Below are 24,776 nucleotides of genomic sequence, written 5' to 3'. Positions count from 1 at the left end.
AGCGTTACGTTGCGTTTCGCGGGATCAGAGCAATCCCTCAGCCTGCAGCAACTCCTGCATGTTCGCCTCAGGGCGCGGGCCGATATGGCTGATCACCTCGCGGGCGCAGACATTGCCGATCCGTGCACATGTCTCGTAATCGCGACCTGTGGCCATGCCAAACAGGAACCCGGCAGCGAACTGGTCACCCGCGCCGGTCGCGTCCACGGGTACGACCTTTTCAACCGGTACATCGATGCGCGCGTTGCCGTTCAGAACGGTCACCCCGTCGCCAGACCGGGTGCAGACGACCAGAGGGCAAATCTCGGCGGTTTTGGCCAGTGCTTCCTCAAGATCGTCGGTTTCGAACAGCGATTTGATTTCGGCCTCGTTGCCGATTACAAAATCCAGCTCATTCTCGATCAGCAGCAGGAAATCGACCCGGTGCCGTTCTACACAGAACGGGTCAGAAATGGCGATGCCCGCCTTGCCGCCACCCTTGTGGCAGTTGCGCGCGGCCTCCAGGAATGCCGCCTTGCCCTTTTCCTTGTCGAACAGATAGCCCTCGAGGAACATGATCTGGCTGTTGCCCGCGACGTCTTCCGAGACATCCCGAGAAGACAGCTCGGACGAAATACCCAGATAGGTGTTCATCGACCGCTCGCCATCTGGTGAGACAAAGATCATCGAACGCGAGGTCGGCAGCTCGCCCCCCGGCACCGGCGGGTTCACGAAATCCACCCCATCCTCGTTCATCGCATCCGCATAGAACCGGCCCAGAGCGTCATCATGCACCCGCCCGATAAAGGCCGAATCCAGACCTAACGCACCCGCCCCGGCGATGGTGTTGGCAACCGAGCCACCCGGAGTCTGCACCCGGCCTTCCATAGAGGCATACAGCACCTCGCCGCGCTCCTGTTCGATCAGCTGCATGATGCCCTTTTCGATGCCCATCAGCTCAAGAAAACTGTCATCGGCTTGGGAAATCACGTCCACAACGGCGTTTCCGATGCCGGTCAGTTGGTAGGTTTTCATTCGGTTTTGTCCTCAAATTCGCAGAGATCGCGGATGATACAGGTCGGGCACTGCGGTTTGCGTGCCTTGCAGTGATAGCGGCCATGCAGGATCAGCCAGTGATGCGCATGCAGCTGAAAGTCGGTCGGTATGTTGTCTTCGATTGCGCGTTCGACGGCGTCCACATTCTTGCCCGGACAAATGCCTGTGCGGTTGCCGACGCGAAAGATATGCGTGTCCACGGCCTGCGCCGGATATCGCCACCACATGTTCAGGACAACATTGGCTGTCTTGCGCCCCACACCCGGTAGCGATTGAAGCGCCGCGCGGGAGTTGGGCACCTCACCGCCATAGTCTTCGACCAGAATGCGACTCAGCTTGATTACGTTCTTGGCCTTCTGGCGGAACAGGCCGATGGTCTTGATGTGTTCGATCAGACCTTCTTCGCCCAGTTCCAGCATCTTCTGCGGCGTGTCGGCGATCTTGAATAGCGCGCGCGTAGCCTTGTTGACGCCGGCATCGGTCGCCTGCGCTGACAGTGCGACGGCAACGACCAGAGTATAGACGTTTACATGCTCCAACTCGCCCTTGGGTTCAGGGTCGGCGTCGTGAAAACGCGTAAAGATCTCGCGGATCTTGTGGTATCCGAGTTGTTTGGCCATCCGAGCCTTAATGCCCTGCCAGACAAGCGGTCGCAATTGAAAAGGTGCGTTTTGATTTTGCCTAGGCGCGGGTCTTGGTCGATTTATCCCTATGCCTCACGTCTGCAGTCGGAAATCCACCCCCGCCGTTGCAAGTTGATCCCTGATCCCCTGCCACCGGTTCGGATCAGCCGCCAGAACGGCTGCCGAATTGATCTGAACCCGGTATCCTCGATTGAGCGCGCCCTGCGCGGTCTTATTCACGCAATGACACCCGTCCAACCCTGTCAGAACCAGCGTTCCGATCCGTTTGTCTTGCAGGAACCGTTCAAAGCCAGGCGAAGAAAAGGCGTCACCTACGGATTTTACAAACTCGGCATCGGGATTCAGCGCAAGACGCGGATCCAATCCAACTCCGTCGGAACCTGCGTTGCCGCGCCCCTGATTGAACCACCCGTTCAGCAAGTTCGCCAGCCGTCCCTTGAATTCATGACGGATGGCAATCACGGACCAGTCAGACTGGCGGGCGCTGTCCGTCGTTGACCGGATCGTCGACAAGGTACCCTCAATTTGCGCGTCATCCCAGGTGGGTATCGAGGTAAAATCTGTTTGCATATCGATCACCAGCAGCGCCGTTTCAGGCCGCGATGCCAGGTCTATTTTGGCTCCGGTTGTCGGAGTGCCAATCTTTCGGATTTGCAAGAGGATGTACAACACGGCGATCATGATGCTTGCCGCCATTATCCAAAGGACGGTCATGTCAGGCCTCCTTGGCGAGTTCTGCGAAATAGCGGGTCAGGGCCAGCTGAACCTTGTGATAGGCGACAAGCTCTGACGCAGAAAAATCCTGTGCAAAGCGTGTCAGCTTGGCCGTCTCATCCGCTCTGATTGCCGTGATCGTCTCTTCGCCCGCTGGGCTCAGCCGGTAGCAGTAGGTGCCTGCACGTTTGGGATTGGGCTGGCTTTCGATCAGCTGTGCGCCCATCAGCTCTTTTAAGATGCGCGAGACATATTGTCGTTTCAGCTGCAACTCGGCGCATAGCACCGGGGCTGTCGCGCCGGGAGATAGCGACAGACCTTCCAAAAGGGCACGTTGCCCGACGGTCACGCCTTTGCGCTGGCTGCCCTGCTCAACTGCTGCCGTGATGTTCCGCAGCAAAGGCCGGGTGGCCTGAACTGCCTGATAAAGCTGATCCAACCTGTGTCCCATACCTGAATGGTAGGAGAAATCGATTTGATTCGTCAACTCAGTTGACAAGATAAAGCGCAGGTTCCGGGTCGCAAGATCGACAGGGGCAAGTTACTGTTCCTGTAACTGATGAGGTGACCGATGAACGTCCAGACAGCAGAAAGCGGATATCATTATAACGTCATGCGGCGCGCGATCGAATTGATCGATCAAGGCGGAGAGAGTCTCAGTCTTGATGAGTTGGCTCGCCAGATGGATATGAGCCCTGCCCATTTTCAGCGTCTGTTCTCACGCTGGACCGGGGTCTCACCGAAGCGATACCAGCAATACCTGACCCTTGGCCATGCCAAAGCTCTGTTGCACGAGCGTTTCACCACGCTGGAAACCGCCCATAATGTGGGGCTGTCCGGCAGTGGGCGGCTTCATGACCTGTTCCTGAAATGGGAATCCATGAGCCCCGGTGAATACGCCCGCAAAGGCGCAGGTCTCACGATCTACTGGGGCTGGTTCGAGTGCCCCTTTGGCCCTGCGCTGGTCATGGGAACTGACAAGGGAATCTGTGGAATCGCCTTTGGGGCCGAGACAGGCGAGGAGGCGGCGATGGAAGACATGATCTCTCGTTGGCCCAATGCTGATTTTGTCGAGGACCCGATGCGCCTGCGGCCTTGGGTGCTCAGCGCCTTCGATGCGGCCAGCGACCGGTTGGAGCCGACCCCACTCTACCTGATCGGCTCACCACTGCAGATCAAGGTATGGGAAGCGCTGATGCACATCCCTTCGGGGCAGGTCACCACCTATTCCGAGATCGCGCAGCGGGTCGGCTCACCCCAAGCGGTGCGCGCCGTGGGCACCGCAGTTGGGCGGAACCCGGTCAGTTGGCTGATCCCCTGCCACCGTGCCCTACGCAAATCGGGCGGCCTGGGTGGCTACCACTGGGGACTGCCCGTCAAGCGCGCCATGCTGGCCTATGAGGCGGCGCAGGCCGACGCCTGATTGACATTCTGGCGCGTCGTTGCCATATGCACGGCAGGTTCGGGTACCCTGCCGTTCGCGGCCTTAGGCTTTGGTGAAACCCGATTGAATCACATCTGTTGCCCTTTCCAGGCGCGCGGATGGCAATGCGAACCCCGTCCAGATTTCGCGCCCGTTTCAGGAAACGAGGCACACCATGACACATATTCAGAACATCGCTCCGGTTGCGGAGCTGAAAGAGCAGGCAAAACGCCTGCGCAAACGCCTGCAGGACGCCGGAGTGAAGCTATCACATAGCGAGGCGCTGGAACTGTTGGCGCATCAACTCGGTGCGCGGGATTGGAACACGTTGCACGCGATGGCAGGAAATCGAGTGCAGCTGCGCGTTGGTGACCGGGTTGAGGGCCGATATCTGGGTCAGCCCTTCACCGCCGAAATCCGCGGTCTGACCATGATTGGGGATGGCGGACATCGCCGGGTGACCCTTCAGTTCGACGTGCCCGTAGATGTGGTCCGGTTCGACAGTTTTTCGTCCCTTCGCCAGCGGGTGACAGGTGAGATTGGCTGGGATGGTCGATCCACCCGTCACACGTCGGACGGAGAGCCGCAGCTTATCGTCCGACCTGCGTAAGAAACAAAGCGAGGCACCCTTGGGGTGCCTCACATTTTGATAGCGCCAAGATTGACTATTTGGCGGCCCAACCGCCAACGGCCTTGACCTCAAGGAAGTCCTCCAGTCCCCAAACCCCGCCTTCGCGGCCATTGCCGGACTGTTTCATCCCACCAAACGGGGACCCAGCGCTGCGCGACTGGCCGTTCATCTCAACCATGCCCGACCGCAAGACGCGAGCCATTCGGTTGGCGCGTGCACCGTCTTGGGTCTGAACATAATTGGTCAGCCCGTAAGGTGTGTCATTGGCAATCTCGATGGCTTCTTCTTCGGTGTCGAAGGGGATCATAGTCAGAACCGGGCCAAAGATCTCCTCGCGCGCGATGGTCATCTGGTTGTTGGCATCTGCAAAGACCGTAGGACGCACATAGTAGCCCTTGTTCAGTCCCTCAGGGCGACCGGTACCGCCTGCCACCAGACGCGCGCCCTCATCAATTCCTTTCTGGATCAGGTCCTGAATCTTGGTCCACTGCACTTCGTTCACCACCGGTCCGATATGTCGGCCTTCCTCGGCGGCACTGCCGACGGTGACCTTGTTTGCCACTTCGGCGGCTGTCTCAACCGCCTGATCATAGATCGGACGCTGCACCAGCATCCGGCTGGGCGCGTTACAGCTTTGACCGGTGTTGTTCATCATGTGCAGGACGCCGCGTTTTACCGCCTTTTCGTCGGCATCGGCGAAGACCACATTGGCCCCTTTGCCGCCCAGTTCCAGATGCACTTTCTTCAGTGTATCCGCCGCATTCTTGGAAATCGCAGTGCCCGCGCGGGTCGAACCGGTGAAGCTGACCATATCAACATCTGCGTGCCCCGAGAGCTGAGAGCCCACGCCCACGCCATCGCCATTCACCAGGTTGAAAACACCAGCCGGGAAGCCAGCCTCATCCATCATCTCAGCAAAGATCATCGCGTTCAGCGGGCTTTGCTCGGACGGTTTCAGCACCATCGTGCAGCCCGCAATCGCCGCCGCGCCGACCTTGAGCGTGACCTGATTCATCGGCCAATTCCATGGGGTGATCAGGGCTGCCACACCCACCGCTTCATAGATGATCCGGTCATTCGGCGCATGATCGCCCAACGGACGTTCGAATTGGAACGCCTTGGCGGCACGGATGAAGTTTTTCAGGTGATAGATCCCCGCGCCCGATTGCTGGCTGCGCGCCATTTCGATCGGTGCACCCATCTCCATCGACATCGCCTGGGCCAGATCCTCTGAGCGGGTGGCGTAAATATCGACCAGTTTCTCTACCAAAGCGATGCGCTCGTCCACCGGGGTTGCCATCCAACCAGGCAGAGCAGCTTTGGCCGCGGCGATCGCTGCGTTAGTGTCAGCCTCTGACCCCAATGAGATTACCGCGCATGGTTCTTCGGTCGACGGGTCGATCACTTCGAAATCATTCGGCTCTAATGGGGCGACCCATTTGCCGTTGATATAGAAATCGCGTTTTTCGATCATGGCTCATCCTCCGGATCAGGAATCAATCGACCGAACGGTCGGTTTTCATTCGCACTCTGTCACCCACCCGGGTGTCGGGCAAGGGTAAAACATAATTTGATCAAATTATCTACCTACTGAATCTTCTGACAGCGCAACATGAATGGTTTAACCTCTGCGCAAAGTGATTAGGTTGGCAGCAATCGACTCGCGATTTTTCACAGGAAAGGAGTTTCCCAATGGGTTTGCGCATCAATGATACGGTCCCGAATTTCACCGCAGAGACAGATCAGGGCACCGTCCAGTTTCATGACTGGATTGGCGATAGCTGGGCCATCCTGTTCTCACACCCCAAGGACTTCACTCCTGTTTGCACGACCGAGTTTTCGGCAGTTGCGCAGCTGAACGATGAATGGGCGGCGCGGAACACCAAAGTGATCGGCGTGTCGGTCGATGGTGTCGAAGATCATAAGAAGTGGAAAAAAGATATCGAGGCCTATGGCAACGCCAACCCCGGCTTCCCGATCATCGCCGATGACGGTCTGGCTGTGTCCAAAGCCTTCGACATGCTGCCGGCCGAGGCCTATCTGCCCGACGGCCGCACGCCTGCCGACAGCGCAACTGTACGCTCTGTCTTTATCATCGGACCCGATAAGCAGTTGAAACTGTCCATGACCTACCCGATGACCGTGGGCCGCAACTTTGCCGAGATTCTGCGTGCGCTGGATGGCCTGCAGATGAGCGCCAAGGGCGTGGCAACCCCCGCAAATTGGGTGCCGGGTGAGGATGTGATCATTCCACCTGCGGTCTCCAACGATGAGGCAAAAGAGAAGTTCGGCGAGTTCGAGACGATCTTCCCGTATCTGCGCAAAACCAAAGCGCCGTCGTAATCGGATCAACGGGCAGGGGGCGAAAGCCCCCGCCTTCTTCTAATGCGCAAACGCCGTGGTTACGCCGCAAGGGGCAGATAGCTCTGGGCGCAGCATCTGCACTTCGTACGGTTTCAGAACCGGCAGCACCGTATCACCATAGCCGCCTGTGTCGGAATGAAGCTCAGGGAACAGCTCGAATAGTTCCTCCTTCACTGCACTGCTCATCGCGTCCAGCGTATATCCGCCGGGATAAAACGATTCCGACCACAATCCTTCGACATTCACCAGCTCATGCTGGTCGAATAGAATGTGAATGTACTCGACGCCCCCGCTTGGCGGTACTTGCGTGATAGACTTGCCGTTGAGCAGAGACTTGGCCGTCGCCAACATCATCGGGTGACTATGATGCAATTCCAATGCAGGTGAGGACACGACAACCCGATGCTGAGGTGACAGCAGCAGATCTCGCGATGGTGTCTGCGGCCCAAGACTGCCCGCACTGATCCGGATCGGGCAATGCTTAGGGGTCTATCTCAGATCCGCCTCACTCAGCCGTCGCTGACCCACCCAGCGCACGGCCCGACCGGTGCCATCTGCGGTGATCACATGATCGCCTGCTTTGACTTCTTCGATCAGACGCTGGCCCGACGGTGTCAGAATATGTGACCCCGAAGTAAAGCAGACAAAGCTGGGAAGGTTATCATATTCGACCGCAGGTGCAGTACTCTGGGCCAGTGAGTTGCCTGTCAGTACATCGTTAACGGCAACGTTTCCCGAGGTCACAACGATGTATTGCGTACCCGAGAATTGCAGCAGTGTGTAGGTGACTGGTGCACCTCCGACCGTCGCGCTGTAGCCTTCAAATATCTGAAAGCTGCCGGAGCTGCTCAGCCCGGGGATTGGGAGGGTATCGAACTGTTGGCTGCCGTTGTTGTCCGGATTTTCGAGAAAAATATCATCATCAGTAATGGTGACCTGAAACCCCTGGGTCACCGTCACACTGGGGTTGCCAAACGGATCTCCGTCGATCTCAAAGATGGTGATAGAGGCCAAAGCGCGGCGACGTCCCAGATGATTTGGATTTCCTTAACTTTGAGCTAACTCAACTTAGAAGTGTTAACATATCGTTTACCGTGACTCGCAGGGCTCGAAAGCGGCACTGATCGAAAAAGGCAGATTGGCTATGGTTGGATCGACTGTGTGCACGCCTGCCGAGGCGGTGGTTGGGATCGGATACGTCAGTTGAACGCGGTCTCGCTGCCAAAGGATTGTATCTTCTGATGGAAACTGAAAGCCGCGCTGACTGCGCTGACCAGGCGAAACATTGCCATGATGTTCGATACCACAGAGGCTGCGTATCTCGAGGCGATTAACTGGGATTCGATTTTGGGCGTCGAAAGGTTGCGTTGAAGGCAACCGTGACGCGGCTTTCTATACTTTGGTTTGGGTGGACCCAATGGGTCAGATAGGATGGAAAAAGGATCATTTCGCCGGCTGCCGGGCGCAGCTTCTTTTTGTTCCGAAAAGCACTCGCCTGAAGTATGCGCCAGTGAGGCAACTCGTTTCGAGGGTCGAGAAACTCAATCATTCCAGACGAACCTTCTTCGATCTCGGGTTGAGAAACATAGTACACTCCAGACCAATGCGCGCCGGGATGAGTATGCGGCGCATTGTACCCGCCGGAAGGATTGTCGTTTATCCACCCGAACAGTTTCAGGCGAAGTTTATCCAGTTCAACCTTGTCTGAGACCTTTCGCGTTATTTGAAACACCGCATCTTCGGCCGCGTCTCGCAAATTCTGAATAGCGGGCGTATCGCGATCAAAGAGGTTTCCGTTTGAGTGCCATCCGCCGCGATTGGATTTTGAGGCACCCTCGTCTTCCTCACGCATCTTTTCGGCCTCAAACAGAATCGCCGCATTAAGCGCTGCACTGTTAGGCACCACAAATCGCATCATTGGAGTAGAGAAGAGCTTTTCGAATTTCTTGGCTTCGGGCATATCCTCGGTGTCACCTTCAAAAACTACATGGCTGTAAATTCAGATCGGTCCGAGATCAAATTCAGGAATTTGCTCCTGATAAATTCTTCGGCGCTCTCCAAATCCACGTTCCCGCACATTGCGCGCATTACCCAGTACCGTTGAGGATATAGTTCTTTGGTTCAAGTCTGGCCTAACCAACCTAAGTTATATTCCCATCGCAAAGCGCCGATGTTTTAGTTCAATTGGCAATTCCTTTGAGGATGGGAACATGAACAAGAAAACTATCGGTCTGACATCAACTTTCGTTCTGATGGCCACCACGGCGCTTTCGCAAACCACCAAGCAAGACATCATCGACGAACTCACAGAACAAGGTTTCCAACGAATCGAAATAACCAACACGCTGTTTGGGAATCTTCGCTTTGAAGCAACTGGACCTGGAATCGAGAGAGAAGTGGTGCTGGGGAAAGACGGAACCATCGTTCGGGATCGTTCAGAGCGAGACGATGAGTTCGACGATGAGGAAGATGACGACGAAGATTTTGATGACGAAGATGACGACGAAGATGACGACGAAGGATTTGATGACGAAGGTGACGATGACGAAGGCGATGGGGAAAACGATAGCGAAGGTGACGATGGCGAGCGCGACAGCGAAGGCGATGACGGCGAACGCGATAGCGAAGGCGACGATGGCGAGCGCGATAGCGAAGGCGACGATGGCGAGCGCGATAGCGAAGGCGACGATGGCGAAGGGGATGACGAAGGCGACGATGATTAATTCAGCTTCCAACTTGAGCCCAAGCGAGATTGGGGTTTGAACAAATGGTTTAAAAAAGAAGCCATGTTCAAAGCGGGGATCGCTGTATATGCGATCTCTGCTTTGACGTTCGTGATCGAATTGATTGGCGAAATAACAGGGTACTACATTTTTTCCGCGAGTTGGGTGGTCCATGAAATCACGGCTCTCATCACCCTATTTGGGTTTATTCTTGGGGGGCTTTTGATTTGGCAAAGCCACAGGCTGTTTTTGCGACGTCACCAAGAAGTCAAACAGAACCTGCGAAAGGCTCAAGGCGAGTTTTTTCGGATGCTGGAACTACAGTTCGACCGTTGGGGCCTTAGTGCTGCGGAACGAGATGTTGCACTGCTCACCGTAAAGGGCCTGTCCCTCGCAGAAATAGCTAAACTGCGCGAGACCAGCGAGGGAACAATCAAGTCCCAGAACAATTCAATCTACAAAAAAGCTAAGGTCAAATCGAGGACGCAACTGTTAGGCGCGCTCATAGAAGAGCTTTTGATCGAAGAAAAGAAATAAACCAAGAAACGATCGGATATCGTCGTAAATTCATTCATTTATCGGCAATGAGTAGAAAAGAACGCCCAAGTAGATGCCTCGGGCCTGTAAGCCAACGTTTTAAGTGGTTGCGAGGCTCTGTTTCAGGGCAATGCACTCAGCGATTAAAACTGTATCCTCATCTAAATTGAAGCCTACCCCAGCACCAGCTGATGATCGGCACATTCCACAGTATCGCTACGGCACTCGACATTCGCCCAAAGAAAAAGGCCCCGGCAGATTACCGGGGCCTTCGTTCTTGCAAAAGAGGCAGATTACTCTGCGCTTTCCTCTTTCTTTTCTTTCTTCTCGGGAACGATCTCTTCGCCTGTTTCCTGATCGACAACTTTCATCGACAGGCGCACCTTGCCGCGATCGTCAAAGCCCAGCAGCTTGACCTTTACTTCCTGACCTTCTTTCAGAACATCCGACGGATGGTTCAGGCGTCGGTTTTCGATCTGGGACACGTGCACCAGACCGTCGCGCTTGCCAAAGAAGTTCACGAAGGCACCGAAGTCGACGATCTTGACCACTTTACCGGTGTAGATCTGGCCCTCTTCCGGCTCAGCAACGATCGAGTGGATCATCTCATAGGCCTTCTTGATCGATTCACCGTCGGGCGACGCGATCTTGATGACGCCGTCGTCATTGATGTCGACCTTGGCACCCGAAACCTCGACGATCTCGCGGATGACCTTACCGCCCGAGCCGATCACTTCGCGGATCTTGTCGGTGGGGATGTTCATGGTCTCGATGCGCGGCGCGTGGACCGAGAATTCGTTGGTTTCGGACAGGGCTTTGCCCATCTCACCCAGAATGTGCATCCGGCCGTCCTTGGCTTGCGCCAGGGCTTTCTCCATGATCTCAGGCGTGATGCCCGCAACCTTGATGTCCATCTGCAGCGAGGTGATGCCGTTTTCGGTGCCAGCTACTTTGAAGTCCATGTCGCCAAGGTGGTCTTCGTCACCCAGAATGTCCGACAGGATGGCATAGTTGCCGTCATCTTCCAGGATCAGGCCCATGGCCACACCGGCAACCGGCGCTTTCAGCGGGACGCCCGCATCCATCATCGACAGCGAACCGCCGCAGACCGACGCCATCGAGCTGGAGCCGTTGGATTCCGTGATCTCCGACACGATGCGGATCGTGTAGGGGAAGTCGGTCGCCGCAGGCAGAACCGCCTGCAGGGCACGCCATGCCAGCTTGCCGTGGCCGATCTCACGACGGCCCGGACCACCCACGCGGCCAACTTCACCCACCGAGTAGGGGGGGAAGTTGTAGTGCAGCAGGAAGTTCGATTTGAAGTTGCCGTGCAGTGCGTCGATAAACTGCTCATCGTCGCCGGTGCCCAGCGTGGTCACGGCCAATGCCTGAGTCTCACCACGGGTGAACAGGGCAGAACCGTGGGTCCGCGGCAGCATCGAGGTTTCTGCGACGATCGAACGGATATCGGTGGTCGAACGACCGTCGATACGCTTGCCGCCTTTGACGACGTCGCCGCGCAGAATGCCTGCTTCCAGCTTCTTCATAGCGGAACCGAGATTGCCGTCTTCCAGCTGCTCTTCGGTCAGCGCTTCCTTGATCGCTTCACGGGCCGCGGCAACAGCGGCGGTGCGCTCTTGCTTGTCGGTGATCGCGAACGCGGCGCGCATCTTCTCTTCACCGGCAGCCGAAACAGCGGCGGACAGCTCCGAGTAATCGGGGGCGACGAATTCGAACGGCTCTTTCGCGGCTTCTTCGGCCAGCGAGATGATCAGGTCGATCACGGGCTGAATTTGCTCATGCGCGAAGTTTACCGCGCCCAGCATTTCCGCCTCGGACAGTTCGTAAGCTTCCGATTCCACCATCATCACGGCGTCTTTGGTACCGGCAACAACCAGGTCCAGACGCTGTTCAGGGTTCAGGCGCAGGTCCTGCATGTCGTCGACGGTCGGGTTCAGAACGTATTCGCCATCCTCGAAACCAACGCGGGCACCGGCGATCGGACCCATGAACGGCGCGCCGGAAATGGTCAGAGCAGCGGATGCCGCGATCATCGCAACGATGTCGGGGTCGTTGACCAGATCGTGGGACAGCACGGTGCACATCACCAGAACTTCGTTTTTGAAGCCGTCAACAAACAGCGGGCGGATCGGACGGTCGATCAGACGCGCGGTCAGCGTCTCTTTCTCGGTCGGGCGCGCTTCGCGCTTGAAGAAGCCACCCGGAACCTTACCGGCGGCATAGTATTTTTCTTGATAGTGCACGGTCAGCGGGAAAAAATCCTGACCGGGCTTTTGAGCACGGGCAAAGGTCACGTTTGCCATGACGCTGGTTTCGCCCAGCGTGGCAATCACGCTGCCGTCGGCCTGACGGGCAACCTTGCCGGTTTCCAGTGTCAGCGTCTCTTCGCCCCACTGAATCGATTTCTTTGTTACATCAAACATATGCGTATCCTAGAACGGAGCACTCCCGCCCCTGCGGGTCTCCGGTTTGCATGGCGGCCCCATTGCCGCCGACCCCACTTTATCTTCCATTCGAGTGCCGGGGTCAGGGCACAACGTCTCAGATGACAGGCCCATACATCAGTTTGCAAGCTTTGGAAAGTCGGGAGTTTTTGGGGGGCAGGGGATTGCCTAACCCCCGCCCAAGCTGGGCAGGGGCCGATGTATCAAAGGATAGCGTGCGCCAATATCATCACCACGCCGCAGCCCAGCGCATATCCGGTGTCGACTGCGATGGCGAAGCCGCTTTTCTGCGCCCATGCCCCGACCGATGCGGCCTGAGCAGCCACTGCGAGGATGGCCAGAACTGCAACGCCAAGGCTATTGGTGGTCTCGGTCACGGCGATCACAGCAGCCAGCAGGATCAGAAATATGATCTGGGCTGCCAGTTGAGGCAGAGGTGGTGTGTCAGGCGGTGTCGGATCGATCCGAGTACCTTCGGCCCAGCGTTTCTGAAAGCCGACGGGTCCGTAGACCAGCCACCCTAGCAGAAAGGCGGCGGTGACTCCCGCGCCAAGGGCAAGCCAGTTGATCACAGCGCACCCTCCAGCGTCTCAAGGATTCGGGTCCAGCCGCCTTCATGATTGTCTCGGCTTTCTTCCGAAGGGAAGCGGATGTGGTGCAGGCGCAATTCCGTGCCCTTATCGGTTGGAGTGAAATCCAGCGTCACGGTGGAATCGTCCTGACTGTAAGGAGAATTCCAAGTGAATTGCAGCCGATTGGGCCGGTCGATCACCTTGTATTCGCCCTCATGCGGAAGGTCCCCGGCCTCGGGCGCGCGCATGATGATCTTGAACCGGCCCCCTACCTTGGCGTCAGAATAAGCTTCGGGCACTGACATGTTGGGACCGGGCAGCATGAACTTGGCCAGCATTTCCGGGTCTAGCCAAGCATCAAAAACCTTTTCCGGCGGGTGCGGAATGGCGCGGGTTATTTCAAGGGACAGTTCCGTCATCTTCTGGGTCCTCCAAAGCAGTTTCCAAGGCGTCCAGCCGAAGCGCCCAGATCGAACGCAGCCCGGCGAACCAGTCATCCACGGCTGACAAGGGGGCCATCTGCACCTCGATCAGATGCTCGCGCCATTCCGTCCGACGCCGCACCAGCCCGGCATTCTCGAGCACCTTGATGTGCTTGGAAACCGAGTTGAGGCTCATATCGAATTGCCGCGCAATATCCGTCACCCGCAAGGGGCCCTGCTGCGCGAGCATCGTTAGGATCACGCGGCGGGTTGGGTCGGACGCGGCCTTCAATATAGCGCTTAGGTCATAGCGATTCTCTCGTTCAACCATTTGGATGAATTACATGCCTTTTCTGCTTCAGTCAACCATTTGGTTGAATAACAGGATACTTGCAGCTCTGAAAGCTAATTCGGTCGCTCCCACCGCCTAATTATTCGCGAAATCGAATATATTTGGTGAAAATTTAGTATCCGTATAGGCTGAAACCACCATACCTGCGGTCGAAACGACGGAAACGCGCCAAGGGAATACGAATATCACCTCCGTCCGCCGGTCGAATACCTTGGCGTTTGCACGTAGCGAACAGAAGGGCAGACGCATGGCACAAACCAAGAAAATGCTGGATCCGGATCCCCGGATTTATGACTTTGAGACCGAATATGAGCTGGGGCAGGACAATGTCCGGCCTTTCGGTCTGGACATCCATAACCCGGTCTTTTTGATCTCTAGTATCCTGATCTTTGCGTTCGTCCTGATCGCGCTGGCAAATCAGGAATCCGCAGCCACGTTCTTTGGCTGGCTCCGACCATGGCTGACCAGCACGTTTGACTGGTTTCTGGTGCTGTCGGTTGACGCAATCACCCTGTTCTGTCTGGTGTTGATCATCTTGCCGGTGGGCAAGGTGCGGATCGGCGGCAAGGACGCCAAACCCGACTATTCCTACGCCGGATGGATCGCGATGATGTTCGCGGCCGGGATCGGCATCGGGCTGTTGTTCTTCGGCGTGATGGAGCCGGTCTATTACAACTTTGCAGAAGACGGCAACGCCCGCCCGCTGGGCATCGATATCGCTGTGCCGGGTAACGAATACATCGGCATTGTCGGCACGATCCATCATTGGGGTCTCGAAGGCTGGGCGGTATATGCGGCCGTTGGTCTGGCGCTTGCAATCTTCAGCTATAATCTCGGGCTACCATTGACCCTGCGTTCGGCTTTCTATCCGATCCTGGGCGAGCGCGTCTGGGGCTGGTGGGGCCACATCATCGATACTCTGGCAGTATTCGCGACCCTCTTCGGCCTGACCACATCATTGGGTTTGGGCGCACAACAGGTGGCCGCCGGGCTGTATGAGGTCTTTGGCATCGAACCCAGCCCCACCGTCACCGTCCTGCTGATCATAGGCATTACGATGATCGCACTGGGCTCGGTCCTGATGGGCATGGATGCAGGTGTCAAACGGTTGAGTGAGATCAACATGATCATGGCCGTAGGACTGTTCATCTTCGTCATCGTAGTTACCGGTGTCGGAACCGCCATTGCACGGTACTTCAACGTTATGGTGGATTACGTGACCCATCTACCGGCCCTGTCCAATCCGTTCGGTCGGGAAGACACCAGCTACTTCCACGGCTGGACAACCTTCTACTGGGCCTGGTGGATTGCGTGGTCACCTTTCGTGGGCATGTTCATCGCCCGCATTTCCAAAGGTCGTACGGTGCGTGAGTTCGTGATCTGCGCCTTGTTGGCACCCACTGCGGTTTGCGCCCTGTGGATGTCGACCTTTGGTGGCGCCGCAATTGACATGCTGAACGCAGGCGGAGCAGAGGGCGTCCGCGCCACGGTGATCGACAGTTACGCCCCAGAAGGTGCGCTGTTCGGGTTCCTGAAGGAACTGCCGCTTTACGGCATCATTGCCCCGATCGCTCTGATCCTGATCGTTGTATTCTTTGTCACATCGTCGGACTCAGGCTCGCTGGTGATCGACACGATCACGGCAGGCGGAAAGATGGACGCACCGGTTGTGCAACGCGTGTTCTGGTGCACGCTTGAAGGCCTCGTCGCAATCGCACTGCTGCTGGGCGGAGGTCTCTCTGCCTTGCAAGGGGCAGCGGTGTCGACTGGAATTCCGTTTACCTTGGTGGTTCTGATCATGTGCTACTGCCTGTGGCTGGCGCTTAAATCAGAAAAGGCCAAGATGTAACTGGGATTATCCTGAGAAAACCGAAACGCCCGCCAATTCGGCGGGCGTTTTTGGTCCGGAGCGGCCCCTGTAGCGCGTGCCCATGCAGCAGTCGTCGGGAGCGTACCAAACGGCGGTCAGTGCAGCGAATCCTCGCGTTTGCCTTGGGTTGGATATTCCATCTTTTCATCTTCTAGGATCCCGCGAAGAACCGCCGCTGTCTCGACCTTCGAAATTGCCTTCTTATGGTCGTAGGGATTATTCAAAATCGACCGCGCATTTGTGGCGTTGGACGTCTCAGACATCTTGGTTGCAAACACCCGGCTCAGAATTGACTTCAATGGCATCATTCAACTCCCGCAACATATGGTCATCAAATCCTTGCCGCTGCGGGTCAGGTCCAAGCCACTTGAGGGAAGGGCTCAAAGACCAACTTCCGTGAGTGTGAACCCGCAGCGACACCGTCCATGTAAGAAAAATGGGGTGCCGAGAAAGGGGGAAGAAATCTGCTGTTTGCATCATTTTTTTGACCGCTTGGAAAAAAATCACGGCACTGCTTACGCTTACGTCAACCTTCTAACCTAGGGCCCGGCTTTCGCGACGCGGCGTCACAATTCGAAACCCAAGGTCAGCGCCCCGGATACCGCCCGTCGCCACGCCAAATTGGACAGAAAACAAAAGAGCCCATACCCTGACTCCGGGCAAATCTTGGCGCAGCGCGTGTTTCTTGTGATGTGGCCGGCCCCCTCGACGTTTTGAAATTGGATTATTCCGGGACCGTAATGAGGATGCTGTTATGAACCTTTCACGATTGTCTCTGTTGCTGGTCGTTTTCATTGACGTGATGGGTTTTGGATTGATCGTGCCGATTTTCAACACGATCCTGCTGGATCCACACCAGGCTTTCCTCGCACATGGAACAGCGACGAATATCCGCCAGCTCGACTATACGATTCTGATTGTCGTCTTCTTTCTGTTCTACTTTTTCGGGGCGGCCTTCATCGCCAAGTTGTCGGACTATATCGGGCGTAAAACAGGCATCATGATCTGCCTTACCGGTGCCCTGATCGGCTATGTTCTGACTGTGGCCGCGATCATGACGTCCAGCTATTGGCTGTTACTTTTGGGGCGCGCCATTTCCGGGTTTACGACGGCCAATCAACCCATTGCGCAGGCCGCATTGATCGACATCAGCCATGACGATCAGGAGAAATCAAAAAACCTCGGGATGATTGTTGCGGCATCCGCGCTGGGCCTGCTCGGTGGGCCACTGATTTCAGGATTGCTCAGCGACCAAAACCTGATGGGATCATTTGCGTCACTGGAACTGCCTTTCTACGTCGCCATTGCCCTGATCCTGATCAACATGGCGCTGATTCTGTTCTTCTTCTCCGAACCCGGTTTCAAAAGACAAAAAATTGACTTCGGGCTTTTAGATGTTGTTTTGAACTTGTGGAAAGTCTTCTCGCACCCGGTCGTTTTGCGGCTTTCGGTCGTCATGTTGTTCTCGCTGATGTGCCTGAATGCGTTTTTCTTCTTCATCGACACGTATCTGCTGACCCGGTTCAAGTTCAGTACGCTTCAAAACAGCATGGCCCTCGCCGTGTTCGGAGTCTCCATGGCCTTTGGCAGTGCCTACCTCACCGCGCCGCTGCACGAGCGGTACAAAAAGTTTCCGATTCTGTATGTCTCCATTGCAGCGATGGCACTTGGGATATTGGCCTTCATGCTGAACCCCATGGCCGATCTGACCTATGTCCTGATTGTTCCGATAACCATCGCGTTCGCGATCATGTACCCGACCATGCTTTCGTTGTTTTCCGCGAGCGTCGGCCCAACCGAGCAAGGTTGGGTCATGGGTGTGACAGTCGCCATCTACGCGTTGGGCTCCGGGACCATTACGGCCCTCAGCGGGTCCCTCATGGCTATCAATTTGCGGATGCCTTTCGTGCTCGCGGTCATCTGCGGTGTACTGGCATTGATTGCGATGGCGAAACTGTTTCGCCATCCCGGCGTTCAGGCGCTTGATACCAAAGGCAAGTAGGTTTCATCAGTGTGTCCCGAACGAAAATGGGCGCGCCCGCTACAGGCACGCCCAGTAAAAAAGGGAGGACTATGAAAAACCTGACGCTCGAAACAAAAGAAGCGCCTACTCACTAACATCCTCAGAATGGCGCAATCTTTGACCGCGTTCAGTGAAGTGGTTCACAGGAAGTTAAAAAAAGTTTGCGCTTCTTTGCGTAGCGGTAAGGTTTGGGCCGCAGGTATGTGTGTGCCGTCTCTCATGAACATGACGGGAAATTCGCGCGCCGCACAGTTCACTAGATTAGACAGTGACCAAAACAAATACGCCCACCAAATGGCGGGCGTACAAGATGTACAATTTGTACGAACAGGGCCTCAGCGCCTGTACAACATGAACAAAACGCGTTTAGCGGCGGATGCCCAGCTTTTTGATCAGGTCCTGATAGCGTGCTTCTTCTTTGCCCTTCAGATAGTCCAGCAGCTTACGGCGCTGAGCAACCATCTTCAGCAGACCACGACGCCCGTGGTTGTCTTTCTTGTGGGTTTTGAAGTGCTCGGTCAGGGTGTTGATGCGCGAGGTCAGGATAGCAACCTGGACTTCAGGCGAACCAGTGTCGCCGTCCTTGGTTGCGAATTCTTTCATGACGCGTGCTTTATCAGCGGCAGTAATCGACATCGGGGTCTCCTTTAAAGGTTAGAGTTGATGGCGCAGGCCGGGATGTCGTCCAGCACAGGCCCATGGAGAAAACCGCACCGATTCCGATGCGGATGGGCGCGTATAGGCGCATTCACCGCAAATGGCAAAGGGATTCTGCAGGCTCAACTAGTGAAGGCGTACTGCTCCAACTGGGCTTCGGTCACAAACTGAATATCTTCAACAGTCAGACCCTCTGCGCCAAAAAGCTGAGCGACGTCTTCGCCATTGACCCGAACATGGGTCAAGCTGTTGTTTTGACTGTCCTGTTCGATCGTCAATTCCGGTTCTTCCGGGTTGTCCCAGGTGATCAGAAGCTTGTCGTGACCGATCTGGAAATCCATGATTGTCGTGGCTTCCTGCTCGGGGTCGGACTGCACAACGATCTCGTCCTCACCCTCTCCACCTGTGACCACATCGCCGTCTTCGGCAAGAATGACGTCGTCCCCAGAGCCCCCGTTCAGGAAGTCGCGCGCAGGCTCGTCCAGGCCATCTTCTCCGGACAAGATGTCATCACCATCTCCGCCAAACAGGGCGTCTTCACCGGCACCCCCAACAAGGTAGTCGTCGCCATCTCCGCCTTGTAGCGCGTCGTCGCCGTCATCGCCGCTTAACGTGTCATCGCCCTGACCACCAAAAAGCCGGTCATTCCCATCACCGCCGCTCAGATCATCTGTTCCGAAATGACCATACAGGTCGTCATTTCCTGACATTCCGTCCAACGCGTCGTCACCATATTCACCATGGAGCACATCATTCCCGAGGTTGCCAAACAGGACGTCCCCGCCACCACCACCATACAACACGTCGTTGCCAGCGCCGCCGTCGATCCAGTCGTCCCCGCCATATCCGTTGATCTGATCGTTGCCTTCCTGCCCGGTCAGAACATCCGCATCCTCATCGCCCGCAATGACCAGATCGCCTTCATACTCGGACACAATCTCACCAGTGTCAGAGTCGGTTTCCTCGGCAGAGCTGGGCTCGTCGACATTCTCGTCCGCGTCAAGCAAATTGCCTTCCGACAGGTCGTCGTCGGCCGTTTCCTCGATGCGATCGTCTTCCTCCTCGTCATCGCCTTTGTCTTCTGGCACAAGTACGTCGCTGATTGCGTAGGCGGCACCACCCATGGCGGCCATTCCGAATAATCCGATCAGAAACATATCTACCCTCCGCAAGCACAATGGCTCCGAGTGTAAAACATCTCATGCAAACAATGGCTTGGTCAAAGCGAAGCTGAGAGCGTGGTTAACCCTTTATCACCAGGGTTCGGGCTGCTGAGTGTACGCAATGTAGAGAGGATGCTTCGGATGACCGTCCTTGGTCAGCCCAAGGTGGAACAAGGGCTGGCCCGTGCCGCGCAGCAAGTCCTCAACTGCGGGGCCGCGTTCCAGATGTCCGCCATGGGTGCCCCAGGCGGCGATGACCTGATCCGCCCATTCCACGCCGTCCAGGATGGCTGCGTCATTCTCAGGCCCCACCGGATCTGCAGATGCTCGCATCTTGCGCGGATCAGTGTCGCGCCAGGCAAAGATATTGGTGACCTGAAAAGCTCCGAAACCCAGTGTGCGTGCGCGACGCTCGCAACGTTCCACCGTGGGGTCGTTCTGCACCTCGGTCGCCGTCGACGGATTCAGCATCACAAACAACGCCTTGCGGCCCGCCGGGTTCCAGATACGGGTCAGGCTATAGCGGTATTTTTCGCAATCGGAGTAGATGGCAGTCGAGGGCGCGTCGCCCTTGGTATGAGAACGGGTGATCATGCAGTCGGGTTTGGCTGGAATTAGGCCCGTTTACAAGGGGCGATGTCCTGATCCTTAACTTGTGCTATACCTGCCTTCATTTGAACGGCTTATTCTGGGGGAAGACATGACATTCGAGACATTGGATCCGGCGGATTGGGAGCAGACCCGCAAGTTAGCACATGAAATGTTGGATATGGCGTTGGATCATACGCGTGATGTGCGTGATAGGTCGATTTGGAAAGATATGCCGATTGCCATACGCAACGGGTTCGAAACGCCCGCGCCGCAGCAGGGTATGCCGTTGGGTGATTTGATGGATGATGTCCAGTCTCAGGTCATGCAGTATCCAATGGGCAATATTCATCCCCGGTTTTGGGGCTGGTATATGGGCGCGAGCAATTTCACAGGCGCGATGGCGGATTTTCTGGCTGCGGTTCAGGGATCGAACCTAGGGGGAGGGAATCATGCGGCAGCCCTGATCGACCGACAAGTCGTCGACTGGCTACGCGAGATGATCGGTCTGCCGGAAGGAGCCAGTGGGACATTGGTCAGCGGCGGCAGCGTGGCAAACTTGATCGGGCTGACGGTGGCCCGCAACGTTAAATCCGGGATCGACATGCGCGAAGAGGGCATCGCCGCCATGGATAAGCCGATGCGGTATTACGGATCGGATCAGATGCACAGTTGTCACCAAAAGTCGCTCGAAACACTGGGTCTGGGCAACAAGGCGCTGCGGCGTGTTCCTACGCAAGACGATTTGACGATGGATCTTGAAGCGCTTGCCGGCATGGTCGCGCAGGATCGCGCAGACGGCCTTAAACCCGCTTGTGTGATTGCCACCGCCGGAACCGTGAACACAGGCGCCATCGACGACTTGTCGGCGATTGCCGATTTCTGCCGCGAGGAAGGCCTGTGGTTTCATGTTGACGGCTGTATCGGTGCGTTAATTGCAATCGCCCATGATAACAGTTGGCGCGTGTCCGGCATCGAACGCGCGGATTCCGTCGCGCTCGACCCACACAAATGGTTACATGCGCCTTTCGAAGTGGGTTGCGCATTGGTGCGAAGCCATGATGCCCACCACGCGACATTTACTCTGACCCCGGAATACCTGGAACCGCAATCCCGAGGCGTCGCCGGGGCGGCGTTTTTGCACGATTACGGCATTCAGACTTCGCGTGGGTTTCGAGCGCTCAAGGTCTGGATGTCCTTGAAGGAGCACGGCGTTCAGAAATTCGGCAGGCTCATTGATCAGGATATCGAAAAGGCGCGTTATCTGACTTCGCTGATCGAGGCAGAGGATGACCTCACCTTGATGTTCCCCACCAACATAAACATCGTTTGTTTCCGCTATGACCCGGGCGGTCTCAGCCCCGAAACTCTGCGTGCGATTAACAGCGAAATCATGTTGTGCCTGCAAGAGGAAGGCACAGCGGTTTTATCGGATACAACGGTTCAGGGAGCGCATTGCCTACGGGTGGCGGTCAACAATCACCGCACGCAAAAGCAGGATCTGGATCTACTGGTTTCCGAGATACTTCGACTGGGTCACAAATTGCGTATCGCCGCCTGAACAGTCATCAGTTGGCGGCAAAGACGCGGCTTGGGTGCAATTCGCCCGACTTGTAAATTCCTACGGCCACGGCCTTGCCATCCAGCGAGGCCCAGGCCTCGTCGCCGTATTCCACGTCAGAGGCGAGCACCATGCCCGGATTGCCATTCCGCAGACGGTTGGCTCCTTCAGAGGTGCATTTCAGCTCGGGTAGGTCCGACAAGCCGGTTTCCAGCGGATGCAGATAATCATCCAGAGCGGTGGTTTTGGCCATCTCGTCGATCTGTTCGATGGTCAGGCCATCTTCGGCCTCAAACGGGCCGGACCAGATGCGGCGCAGTTTTTTCACGTGGCCGTGGCAGCCGAGCGCTTCGCCCAGATCACGCGCAATGGAACGGACATAGCCACCTTTGCCACAGGTCATCTCCAGCACGACGTGGTCTTCGTCGGGGCGGTCGATCAGCACCAGTTCCTCTACCCAAAGAGGGCGGGCGGTCAGTTCTACATCCTTGCCATCTCGGGCCAGCTTATAGGCGCGTTGACCGTCGATTTTCACGGCCGAGAACTTGGGCGGCACCTGTTTGATATCGCCCAGAAACGGGCCGAGCGCATGTTTGATATCCTCATCCGAGGGGCGCGCAATGCTCTCAGCGATGACTTCACCCTCAGCATCATCGGTGTTGGTGGCCTGCCCCAGCCGCACGGTGAAGGTGTAGGCCTTCAGCGCATCGGTGATGTAGGGGACGGTCTTGGTTGCCTCACCCAGCGCAACGGCCAGAACGCCGGTCGCCTCGGGGTCCAGCGTGCCCGCATGGCCCGCTTTCTTGGCGTCCATCGCCCAACGCACCTTGTTGACCACCGCGGTCGAAGTCATGCCAGCGGGCTTGTCCACCACCAGCCAACCGGAAATGTCGCGGCCCTTGCGTTTGCGTCCCATTCTACACCTTGAGTCTTGCTGAGGCGCGCGAGTTAGCGGATCGTTTCGATGCTGTCAATTTGCCGGAACGTCCTCGACGACACCCACGATGGGTCCCAGCGAAAACCCGATATCCGATCGGTTGCTGGCGCGATCATACATGCGGGAAATATTACCATCGAGAAACAGCGCATTCGGTGTTTTCAATACATCGCGGAATAGGCTGCCGAATTCATAGAAAGTGACGTAATCGTCCGAGATCGCAAACACCGCACGCGTGCCATCGGCGCTGGTGCCCACTCCGTTTCGGGTGTAGCGCGAGGTTGAATCCGGCAGAAAGCGAGGGTGTAACTCTCCGTTGATCACTAGCATGGGGCCCGATTGTGTCGCAAAGCGGCACTGCGGCGCCTGATCGACGAAATCCAAAGTCTCGAACACATCGGCACGGTTTTCACGGATGCAGAACACACCGTTGGGCAGCAGGCCGAAATTGCCGGGTCCGGCATTCGGTATCACGCGCATCTGCTCTTGCCCGTCTTCGACATAGTGGCCGACGGGCGAGCGGTCGTCATGGTACATGCCCGCATTCATCGCAAAGACGAGCCTTTTCCCCAGAGGCTCCAACGCCTCATTCACCGAAGAGAAATGACCCAGCAGATCGCCATTTTCATCGTTCAGAAACAGGCGCAAATCTTCCGAGGCATCGACCTCGCAAACCGTATATCGCTTGTCCTCATGAGTCAGCTTCTCGCAAGTGACTGCAGAAACTTGCGCGGCCCAAAGGACAGCACACAGCATGACAAGGGTACGGATCACTCGTCCAGATCGCGGCGTACCGCGTCCTGATTAAACATACGGCGGGTGTCGTCCAGTCGATCAAACGTGTCGTCCAAACGGAACCGCAGGTCGGGTGAGAATTTCAGGCCCACCTTCTTGCCCACTGCGCGCCGAAGCTCACCCTTGTTTCGAGCGAGCAGTTCGATCACGTCCTCCTGCCCCTTGCCGCCCAAGGGCAGCACATAGGCGGTGGCGATCTTTAGATCGGGCGAGGTGCGCACCTCACCCACGGTGATCGACATGCGGTTCAAGTCGGGGTCGTGGACATCTCCGCGCGCCAAAACTTCGGACAGGGTGCGGCGGATCAGTTCGCCGACGCGCAGCTGTCGTTGGGATGGGCCGGGGCCATCGTGGAATTTGTTCTTTGCCATGCCCCCCGATCTAAGCCCAAAGCGGGGCTTTGCCAAGCGGGCGCGAACGGGTTAGGAGGCTTTGAGCCGACTTTAGAAAGGACCAGCGCAATGACCCATATTCCGGGGATCGTCATCACAGGGGCTTCGGGCCGTATGGGGCAGATGCTGATCAAGACCGTGTCTGAGAGCGATCAGGCGCGTCTGGTTGGTGTGGTCGAGCGTAAGGGCCATGATTGGATCGGTCAGGATGTGGGTCAGGCGATGGGCGGGCAGGCGCTCGGTGTCACCGTCACTGTCGATCCGTTGGAGGCATTTGCACAGGCGCAGGCCGTCATCGACTTTACTGCGCCCGAAGCGACACTGGAATTTGCCGCACTGGCCGCGCAGGCGCGGTGCGTTCACGTGATTGGCACGACCGGCATGAGTGACGAACAGATCGCCGCGCTGGAACCCGCCGCGCGCCATGCCGTGATTGTGCGGGCCGGGAATATGAGTCTTGGGGTAAATCTGTTGGTGCAGCTCACCAAGAAGGTCGCCGCCGCGCTGGATGAAGATTTCGATATCGAGATCATCGAGGGGCACCACCATCACAAGGTCGATGCGCCTTCGGGCACGGCTTTGATGCTGGGCGAAGCTGCCGCAGAAGGGCGCGGTGTCAAGTTGGCGGATGTGGCCGATAGGGGCCGCGACGGTATTACCGGTGCGCGCAAACGCGGCGACATCGGCTTCCACGCGATTCGTGGCGGAGACATTGTCGGCGAACACGATGTCCTGTTCGCGGCCCCCGGTGAGCGTATCGTGTTGCGCCATCTGGCTACTGACCGTGCGATCTTTGCCCGTGGGGCGCTCAAAGCCGCGTTGTGGGGTCAAGGCAAGGCGCCGGGCCAGTATGACATGGTGGATGTTCTGGGGCTGTAGGCTTCAGGATTAATAGCCAAGAAAATTCG

Annotated in this window: 26 protein-coding genes and 1 pseudogene; 9 read left to right on the top strand and 18 right to left on the bottom strand. The window is 56.7% G+C overall.

The genetic code is table 11. The features are described 5' to 3' along the window. Positions 1 to 24: 24 nt before the first annotated feature. From ACR0JG_RS07955 to ACR0JG_RS07940, 4 genes are all read right to left on the bottom strand, one after another. The gene (locus ACR0JG_RS07955; RefSeq protein WP_480568810.1) at positions 25 to 1,014 is read right to left on the bottom strand and encodes an adenosine kinase; all 990 of its coding nucleotides are present in this window, start codon (positions 1,012 to 1,014) and stop codon (positions 25 to 27) included. Then, positions 1,011 to 1,655 carry an endonuclease III gene (gene nth, locus ACR0JG_RS07950; protein ID WP_480568807.1) on the bottom strand — a complete coding sequence of 215 codons (645 nt, stop codon included), beginning with the start codon at positions 1,653 to 1,655 and terminating at the stop codon, positions 1,011 to 1,013. Before nth ends, ACR0JG_RS07955 begins: the two co-directional genes overlap by 4 nt. A gap of 96 nt (positions 1,656 to 1,751) precedes the next feature. Beyond that, on the bottom strand, positions 1,752 to 2,393 hold the full coding sequence (locus ACR0JG_RS07945) for a cysteine hydrolase family protein (RefSeq protein ID WP_480568804.1): 642 nt from the start codon (positions 2,391 to 2,393) through the stop codon (positions 1,752 to 1,754). Between the two features lies 1 nt (position 2,394). Next, positions 2,395 to 2,844 carry a MarR family winged helix-turn-helix transcriptional regulator gene (locus tag ACR0JG_RS07940; protein ID WP_480568802.1) on the bottom strand — a complete coding sequence of 150 codons (450 nt, stop codon included), beginning with the start codon at positions 2,842 to 2,844 and terminating at the stop codon, positions 2,395 to 2,397. A gap of 120 nt (positions 2,845 to 2,964) precedes the next feature. On the opposite strand from ACR0JG_RS07940, the gene ACR0JG_RS07935 reads away from it, so the two are divergent. Further along, positions 2,965 to 3,816 (top strand): bifunctional helix-turn-helix domain-containing protein/methylated-DNA--[protein]-cysteine S-methyltransferase, encoded by an 852-nt coding sequence (locus tag ACR0JG_RS07935; protein WP_480568799.1) that lies wholly within the window; start codon positions 2,965 to 2,967, stop codon positions 3,814 to 3,816. Between the two features lie 175 nt (positions 3,817 to 3,991). After that, on the top strand, positions 3,992 to 4,426 hold the full coding sequence (locus ACR0JG_RS07930; RefSeq protein WP_170426134.1) for a glyoxalase superfamily protein: 435 nt from the start codon (positions 3,992 to 3,994) through the stop codon (positions 4,424 to 4,426). 55 nt (positions 4,427 to 4,481) lie between these two features. Here ACR0JG_RS07930 and ACR0JG_RS07925 read toward each other — a convergent pair whose 3' ends face one another. Next, the gene (locus tag ACR0JG_RS07925) at positions 4,482 to 5,921 is read right to left on the bottom strand and encodes an aldehyde dehydrogenase family protein (protein WP_480568796.1); all 1,440 of its coding nucleotides are present in this window, start codon (positions 5,919 to 5,921) and stop codon (positions 4,482 to 4,484) included. Positions 5,922 to 6,139: 218 nt separating this feature from the next. On the opposite strand from ACR0JG_RS07925, the gene ACR0JG_RS07920 reads away from it, so the two are divergent. Continuing rightward, entirely contained in the window at positions 6,140 to 6,790 is a 651-nt protein-coding gene (locus ACR0JG_RS07920; RefSeq protein WP_170408508.1) for a peroxiredoxin, read from the top strand. A gap of 39 nt (positions 6,791 to 6,829) precedes the next feature. Here the strand turns inward: ACR0JG_RS07920 and ACR0JG_RS07915 are convergent. Beyond that, positions 6,830 to 7,765: pseudogene (locus ACR0JG_RS07915) on the bottom strand (Hint domain-containing protein). Between the two features lie 376 nt (positions 7,766 to 8,141). Beyond that, a complete protein-coding gene (locus ACR0JG_RS07910) occupies positions 8,142 to 8,771 on the bottom strand; it encodes a TIGR02466 family protein (RefSeq protein ID WP_480568793.1) in 630 nt (209 codons plus the stop codon). A 250-nt stretch (positions 8,772 to 9,021) separates the two neighbouring features. On the opposite strand from ACR0JG_RS07910, the gene ACR0JG_RS07905 reads away from it, so the two are divergent. Next, positions 9,022 to 9,534: a hypothetical protein gene (locus tag ACR0JG_RS07905; RefSeq protein WP_170802594.1), complete on the top strand. Its 513-nt coding sequence runs from the start codon at positions 9,022 to 9,024 to the stop codon at positions 9,532 to 9,534. A 36-nt stretch (positions 9,535 to 9,570) separates the two neighbouring features. Beyond that, a complete protein-coding gene (locus ACR0JG_RS07900) occupies positions 9,571 to 10,071 on the top strand; it encodes a helix-turn-helix transcriptional regulator (protein ID WP_170394711.1) in 501 nt (166 codons plus the stop codon). A gap of 293 nt (positions 10,072 to 10,364) precedes the next feature. On the opposite strand, the gene pnp is transcribed toward ACR0JG_RS07900, so the two are convergent. The 4 genes from pnp to ACR0JG_RS07880 all read right to left on the bottom strand — a co-directional run bounded on the left by pnp (position 10,365) and on the right by ACR0JG_RS07880 (position 13,861). Then, positions 10,365 to 12,515, bottom strand: coding sequence for a polyribonucleotide nucleotidyltransferase (gene pnp, locus ACR0JG_RS07895; protein WP_170515055.1), 2,151 nt, complete (start codon positions 12,513 to 12,515; stop codon positions 10,365 to 10,367). Positions 12,516 to 12,739: 224 nt separating this feature from the next. Then, positions 12,740 to 13,108 carry a DUF1761 family protein gene (locus ACR0JG_RS07890; protein WP_170802591.1) on the bottom strand — a complete coding sequence of 123 codons (369 nt, stop codon included), beginning with the start codon at positions 13,106 to 13,108 and terminating at the stop codon, positions 12,740 to 12,742. Further along, positions 13,105 to 13,527 carry an SRPBCC family protein gene (locus ACR0JG_RS07885; protein WP_223117202.1) on the bottom strand — a complete coding sequence of 141 codons (423 nt, stop codon included), beginning with the start codon at positions 13,525 to 13,527 and terminating at the stop codon, positions 13,105 to 13,107. Before ACR0JG_RS07885 ends, ACR0JG_RS07890 begins: the two co-directional genes overlap by 4 nt. Further along, entirely contained in the window at positions 13,508 to 13,861 is a 354-nt protein-coding gene (locus ACR0JG_RS07880; RefSeq protein WP_170426150.1) for an ArsR/SmtB family transcription factor, read from the bottom strand. The genes ACR0JG_RS07885 and ACR0JG_RS07880 overlap by 20 nt, the downstream gene beginning before the upstream one ends. Positions 13,862 to 14,129: 268 nt before the next feature. On the opposite strand from ACR0JG_RS07880, the gene ACR0JG_RS07875 reads away from it, so the two are divergent. Next, a complete protein-coding gene (locus ACR0JG_RS07875) occupies positions 14,130 to 15,731 on the top strand; it encodes a BCCT family transporter (protein ID WP_170513982.1) in 1,602 nt (533 codons plus the stop codon). Positions 15,732 to 15,847: 116 nt separating this feature from the next. On the opposite strand, the gene ACR0JG_RS07870 is transcribed toward ACR0JG_RS07875, so the two are convergent. After that, positions 15,848 to 16,057 carry a hypothetical protein gene (locus ACR0JG_RS07870; protein WP_480568789.1) on the bottom strand — a complete coding sequence of 70 codons (210 nt, stop codon included), beginning with the start codon at positions 16,055 to 16,057 and terminating at the stop codon, positions 15,848 to 15,850. Positions 16,058 to 16,506: 449 nt separating this feature from the next. On the opposite strand from ACR0JG_RS07870, the gene ACR0JG_RS07865 reads away from it, so the two are divergent. After that, positions 16,507 to 17,754 (top strand): MFS transporter, encoded by a 1,248-nt coding sequence (locus tag ACR0JG_RS07865; RefSeq protein WP_480568786.1) that lies wholly within the window; start codon positions 16,507 to 16,509, stop codon positions 17,752 to 17,754. A gap of 387 nt (positions 17,755 to 18,141) precedes the next feature. Here ACR0JG_RS07865 and rpsO read toward each other — a convergent pair whose 3' ends face one another. The 3 genes from rpsO to ACR0JG_RS07850 all read right to left on the bottom strand — a co-directional run bounded on the left by rpsO (position 18,142) and on the right by ACR0JG_RS07850 (position 20,189). Then, the gene (gene rpsO, locus ACR0JG_RS07860) at positions 18,142 to 18,411 is read right to left on the bottom strand and encodes a 30S ribosomal protein S15 (protein WP_050605082.1); all 270 of its coding nucleotides are present in this window, start codon (positions 18,409 to 18,411) and stop codon (positions 18,142 to 18,144) included. Between the two features lie 143 nt (positions 18,412 to 18,554). After that, positions 18,555 to 19,589, bottom strand: coding sequence for a calcium-binding protein (locus ACR0JG_RS07855; RefSeq protein WP_480568783.1), 1,035 nt, complete (start codon positions 19,587 to 19,589; stop codon positions 18,555 to 18,557). A gap of 96 nt (positions 19,590 to 19,685) precedes the next feature. Then, positions 19,686 to 20,189: a DUF1643 domain-containing protein gene (locus tag ACR0JG_RS07850; protein ID WP_480568780.1), complete on the bottom strand. Its 504-nt coding sequence runs from the start codon at positions 20,187 to 20,189 to the stop codon at positions 19,686 to 19,688. Positions 20,190 to 20,295: 106 nt separating this feature from the next. Between ACR0JG_RS07850 and ACR0JG_RS07845 the strand changes: the two genes are divergently transcribed. After that, positions 20,296 to 21,744: a pyridoxal phosphate-dependent decarboxylase family protein gene (locus tag ACR0JG_RS07845; RefSeq protein ID WP_480568777.1), complete on the top strand. Its 1,449-nt coding sequence runs from the start codon at positions 20,296 to 20,298 to the stop codon at positions 21,742 to 21,744. Positions 21,745 to 21,751: 7 nt separating this feature from the next. Here ACR0JG_RS07845 and truB read toward each other — a convergent pair whose 3' ends face one another. From truB to rbfA, 3 genes are read right to left on the bottom strand one after another with little or no spacing between them, the layout of a single operon-like run. After that, positions 21,752 to 22,660, bottom strand: coding sequence for a tRNA pseudouridine(55) synthase TruB (gene truB / locus ACR0JG_RS07840; RefSeq protein ID WP_480568774.1), 909 nt, complete (start codon positions 22,658 to 22,660; stop codon positions 21,752 to 21,754). 54 nt (positions 22,661 to 22,714) lie between these two features. Further along, complete coding sequence (locus ACR0JG_RS07835) at positions 22,715 to 23,437, bottom strand: phosphodiester glycosidase family protein (RefSeq protein WP_480569039.1); 723 nt, start codon at positions 23,435 to 23,437, stop codon at positions 22,715 to 22,717. Positions 23,438 to 23,451: 14 nt separating this feature from the next. Then, positions 23,452 to 23,847, bottom strand: a complete 396-nt coding sequence (gene rbfA, locus ACR0JG_RS07830) for a 30S ribosome-binding factor RbfA (RefSeq protein WP_170408494.1) — start codon at positions 23,845 to 23,847, stop codon at positions 23,452 to 23,454. A 90-nt stretch (positions 23,848 to 23,937) separates the two neighbouring features. Here rbfA and dapB point away from each other — a divergent pair, with 90 nt between their 5' ends. Then, positions 23,938 to 24,747 (top strand): 4-hydroxy-tetrahydrodipicolinate reductase, encoded by an 810-nt coding sequence (gene dapB, locus ACR0JG_RS07825; protein WP_480568771.1) that lies wholly within the window; start codon positions 23,938 to 23,940, stop codon positions 24,745 to 24,747. The last annotated feature ends 29 nt before the right edge of the window (positions 24,748 to 24,776 follow it).

It is taken from the genome of Ruegeria sp. AD5, assembly GCF_056542345.1.
Note: the sequence above shows the minus strand (reverse complement) of the source record. Positions and strands in the feature narration are given on the sequence as shown.

What these genes read in the sequence shown, in the direction of transcription:
- ACR0JG_RS07955 (WP_480568810.1), bottom strand. Translation starts at nt 1,014, where the DNA reads ATGAAAACCTACCAACTGACCGGCATCGGAAACGCCGTTGTGGACGTG.
- nth (WP_480568807.1), bottom strand. Translation starts at nt 1,655, where the DNA reads ATGGCCAAACAACTCGGATACCACAAGATCCGCGAGATCTTTACGCGT.
- ACR0JG_RS07945 (WP_480568804.1), bottom strand. Translation starts at nt 2,393, where the DNA reads ATGACCGTCCTTTGGATAATGGCGGCAAGCATCATGATCGCCGTGTTG.
- ACR0JG_RS07940 (WP_480568802.1), bottom strand. Translation starts at nt 2,844, where the DNA reads ATGGGACACAGGTTGGATCAGCTTTATCAGGCAGTTCAGGCCACCCGG.
- ACR0JG_RS07935 (WP_480568799.1), top strand. Translation starts at nt 2,965, where the DNA reads ATGAACGTCCAGACAGCAGAAAGCGGATATCATTATAACGTCATGCGG.
- ACR0JG_RS07930 (WP_170426134.1), top strand. Translation starts at nt 3,992, where the DNA reads ATGACACATATTCAGAACATCGCTCCGGTTGCGGAGCTGAAAGAGCAG.
- ACR0JG_RS07925 (WP_480568796.1), bottom strand. Translation starts at nt 5,921, where the DNA reads ATGATCGAAAAACGCGATTTCTATATCAACGGCAAATGGGTCGCCCCA.
- ACR0JG_RS07920 (WP_170408508.1), top strand. Translation starts at nt 6,140, where the DNA reads ATGGGTTTGCGCATCAATGATACGGTCCCGAATTTCACCGCAGAGACA.
- ACR0JG_RS07910 (WP_480568793.1), bottom strand. Translation starts at nt 8,771, where the DNA reads ATGCCCGAAGCCAAGAAATTCGAAAAGCTCTTCTCTACTCCAATGATG.
- ACR0JG_RS07905 (WP_170802594.1), top strand. Translation starts at nt 9,022, where the DNA reads ATGAACAAGAAAACTATCGGTCTGACATCAACTTTCGTTCTGATGGCC.
- pnp (WP_170515055.1), bottom strand. Translation starts at nt 12,515, where the DNA reads ATGTTTGATGTAACAAAGAAATCGATTCAGTGGGGCGAAGAGACGCTG.
- ACR0JG_RS07885 (WP_223117202.1), bottom strand. Translation starts at nt 13,527, where the DNA reads ATGACGGAACTGTCCCTTGAAATAACCCGCGCCATTCCGCACCCGCCG.
- ACR0JG_RS07880 (WP_170426150.1), bottom strand. Translation starts at nt 13,861, where the DNA reads ATGGTTGAACGAGAGAATCGCTATGACCTAAGCGCTATATTGAAGGCC.
- ACR0JG_RS07875 (WP_170513982.1), top strand. Translation starts at nt 14,130, where the DNA reads ATGGCACAAACCAAGAAAATGCTGGATCCGGATCCCCGGATTTATGAC.
- ACR0JG_RS07870 (WP_480568789.1), bottom strand. Translation starts at nt 16,057, where the DNA reads ATGCCATTGAAGTCAATTCTGAGCCGGGTGTTTGCAACCAAGATGTCT.
- ACR0JG_RS07865 (WP_480568786.1), top strand. Translation starts at nt 16,507, where the DNA reads ATGAACCTTTCACGATTGTCTCTGTTGCTGGTCGTTTTCATTGACGTG.
- rpsO (WP_050605082.1), bottom strand. Translation starts at nt 18,411, where the DNA reads ATGTCGATTACTGCCGCTGATAAAGCACGCGTCATGAAAGAATTCGCA.
- ACR0JG_RS07855 (WP_480568783.1), bottom strand. Translation starts at nt 19,589, where the DNA reads ATGTTTCTGATCGGATTATTCGGAATGGCCGCCATGGGTGGTGCCGCC.
- ACR0JG_RS07850 (WP_480568780.1), bottom strand. Translation starts at nt 20,189, where the DNA reads ATGATCACCCGTTCTCATACCAAGGGCGACGCGCCCTCGACTGCCATC.
- ACR0JG_RS07845 (WP_480568777.1), top strand. Translation starts at nt 20,296, where the DNA reads ATGACATTCGAGACATTGGATCCGGCGGATTGGGAGCAGACCCGCAAG.
- truB (WP_480568774.1), bottom strand. Translation starts at nt 22,660, where the DNA reads ATGGGACGCAAACGCAAGGGCCGCGACATTTCCGGTTGGCTGGTGGTG.
- ACR0JG_RS07835 (WP_480569039.1), bottom strand. Translation starts at nt 23,437, where the DNA reads ATGCTGTGTGCTGTCCTTTGGGCCGCGCAAGTTTCTGCAGTCACTTGC.
- rbfA (WP_170408494.1), bottom strand. Translation starts at nt 23,847, where the DNA reads ATGGCAAAGAACAAATTCCACGATGGCCCCGGCCCATCCCAACGACAG.
- dapB (WP_480568771.1), top strand. Translation starts at nt 23,938, where the DNA reads ATGACCCATATTCCGGGGATCGTCATCACAGGGGCTTCGGGCCGTATG.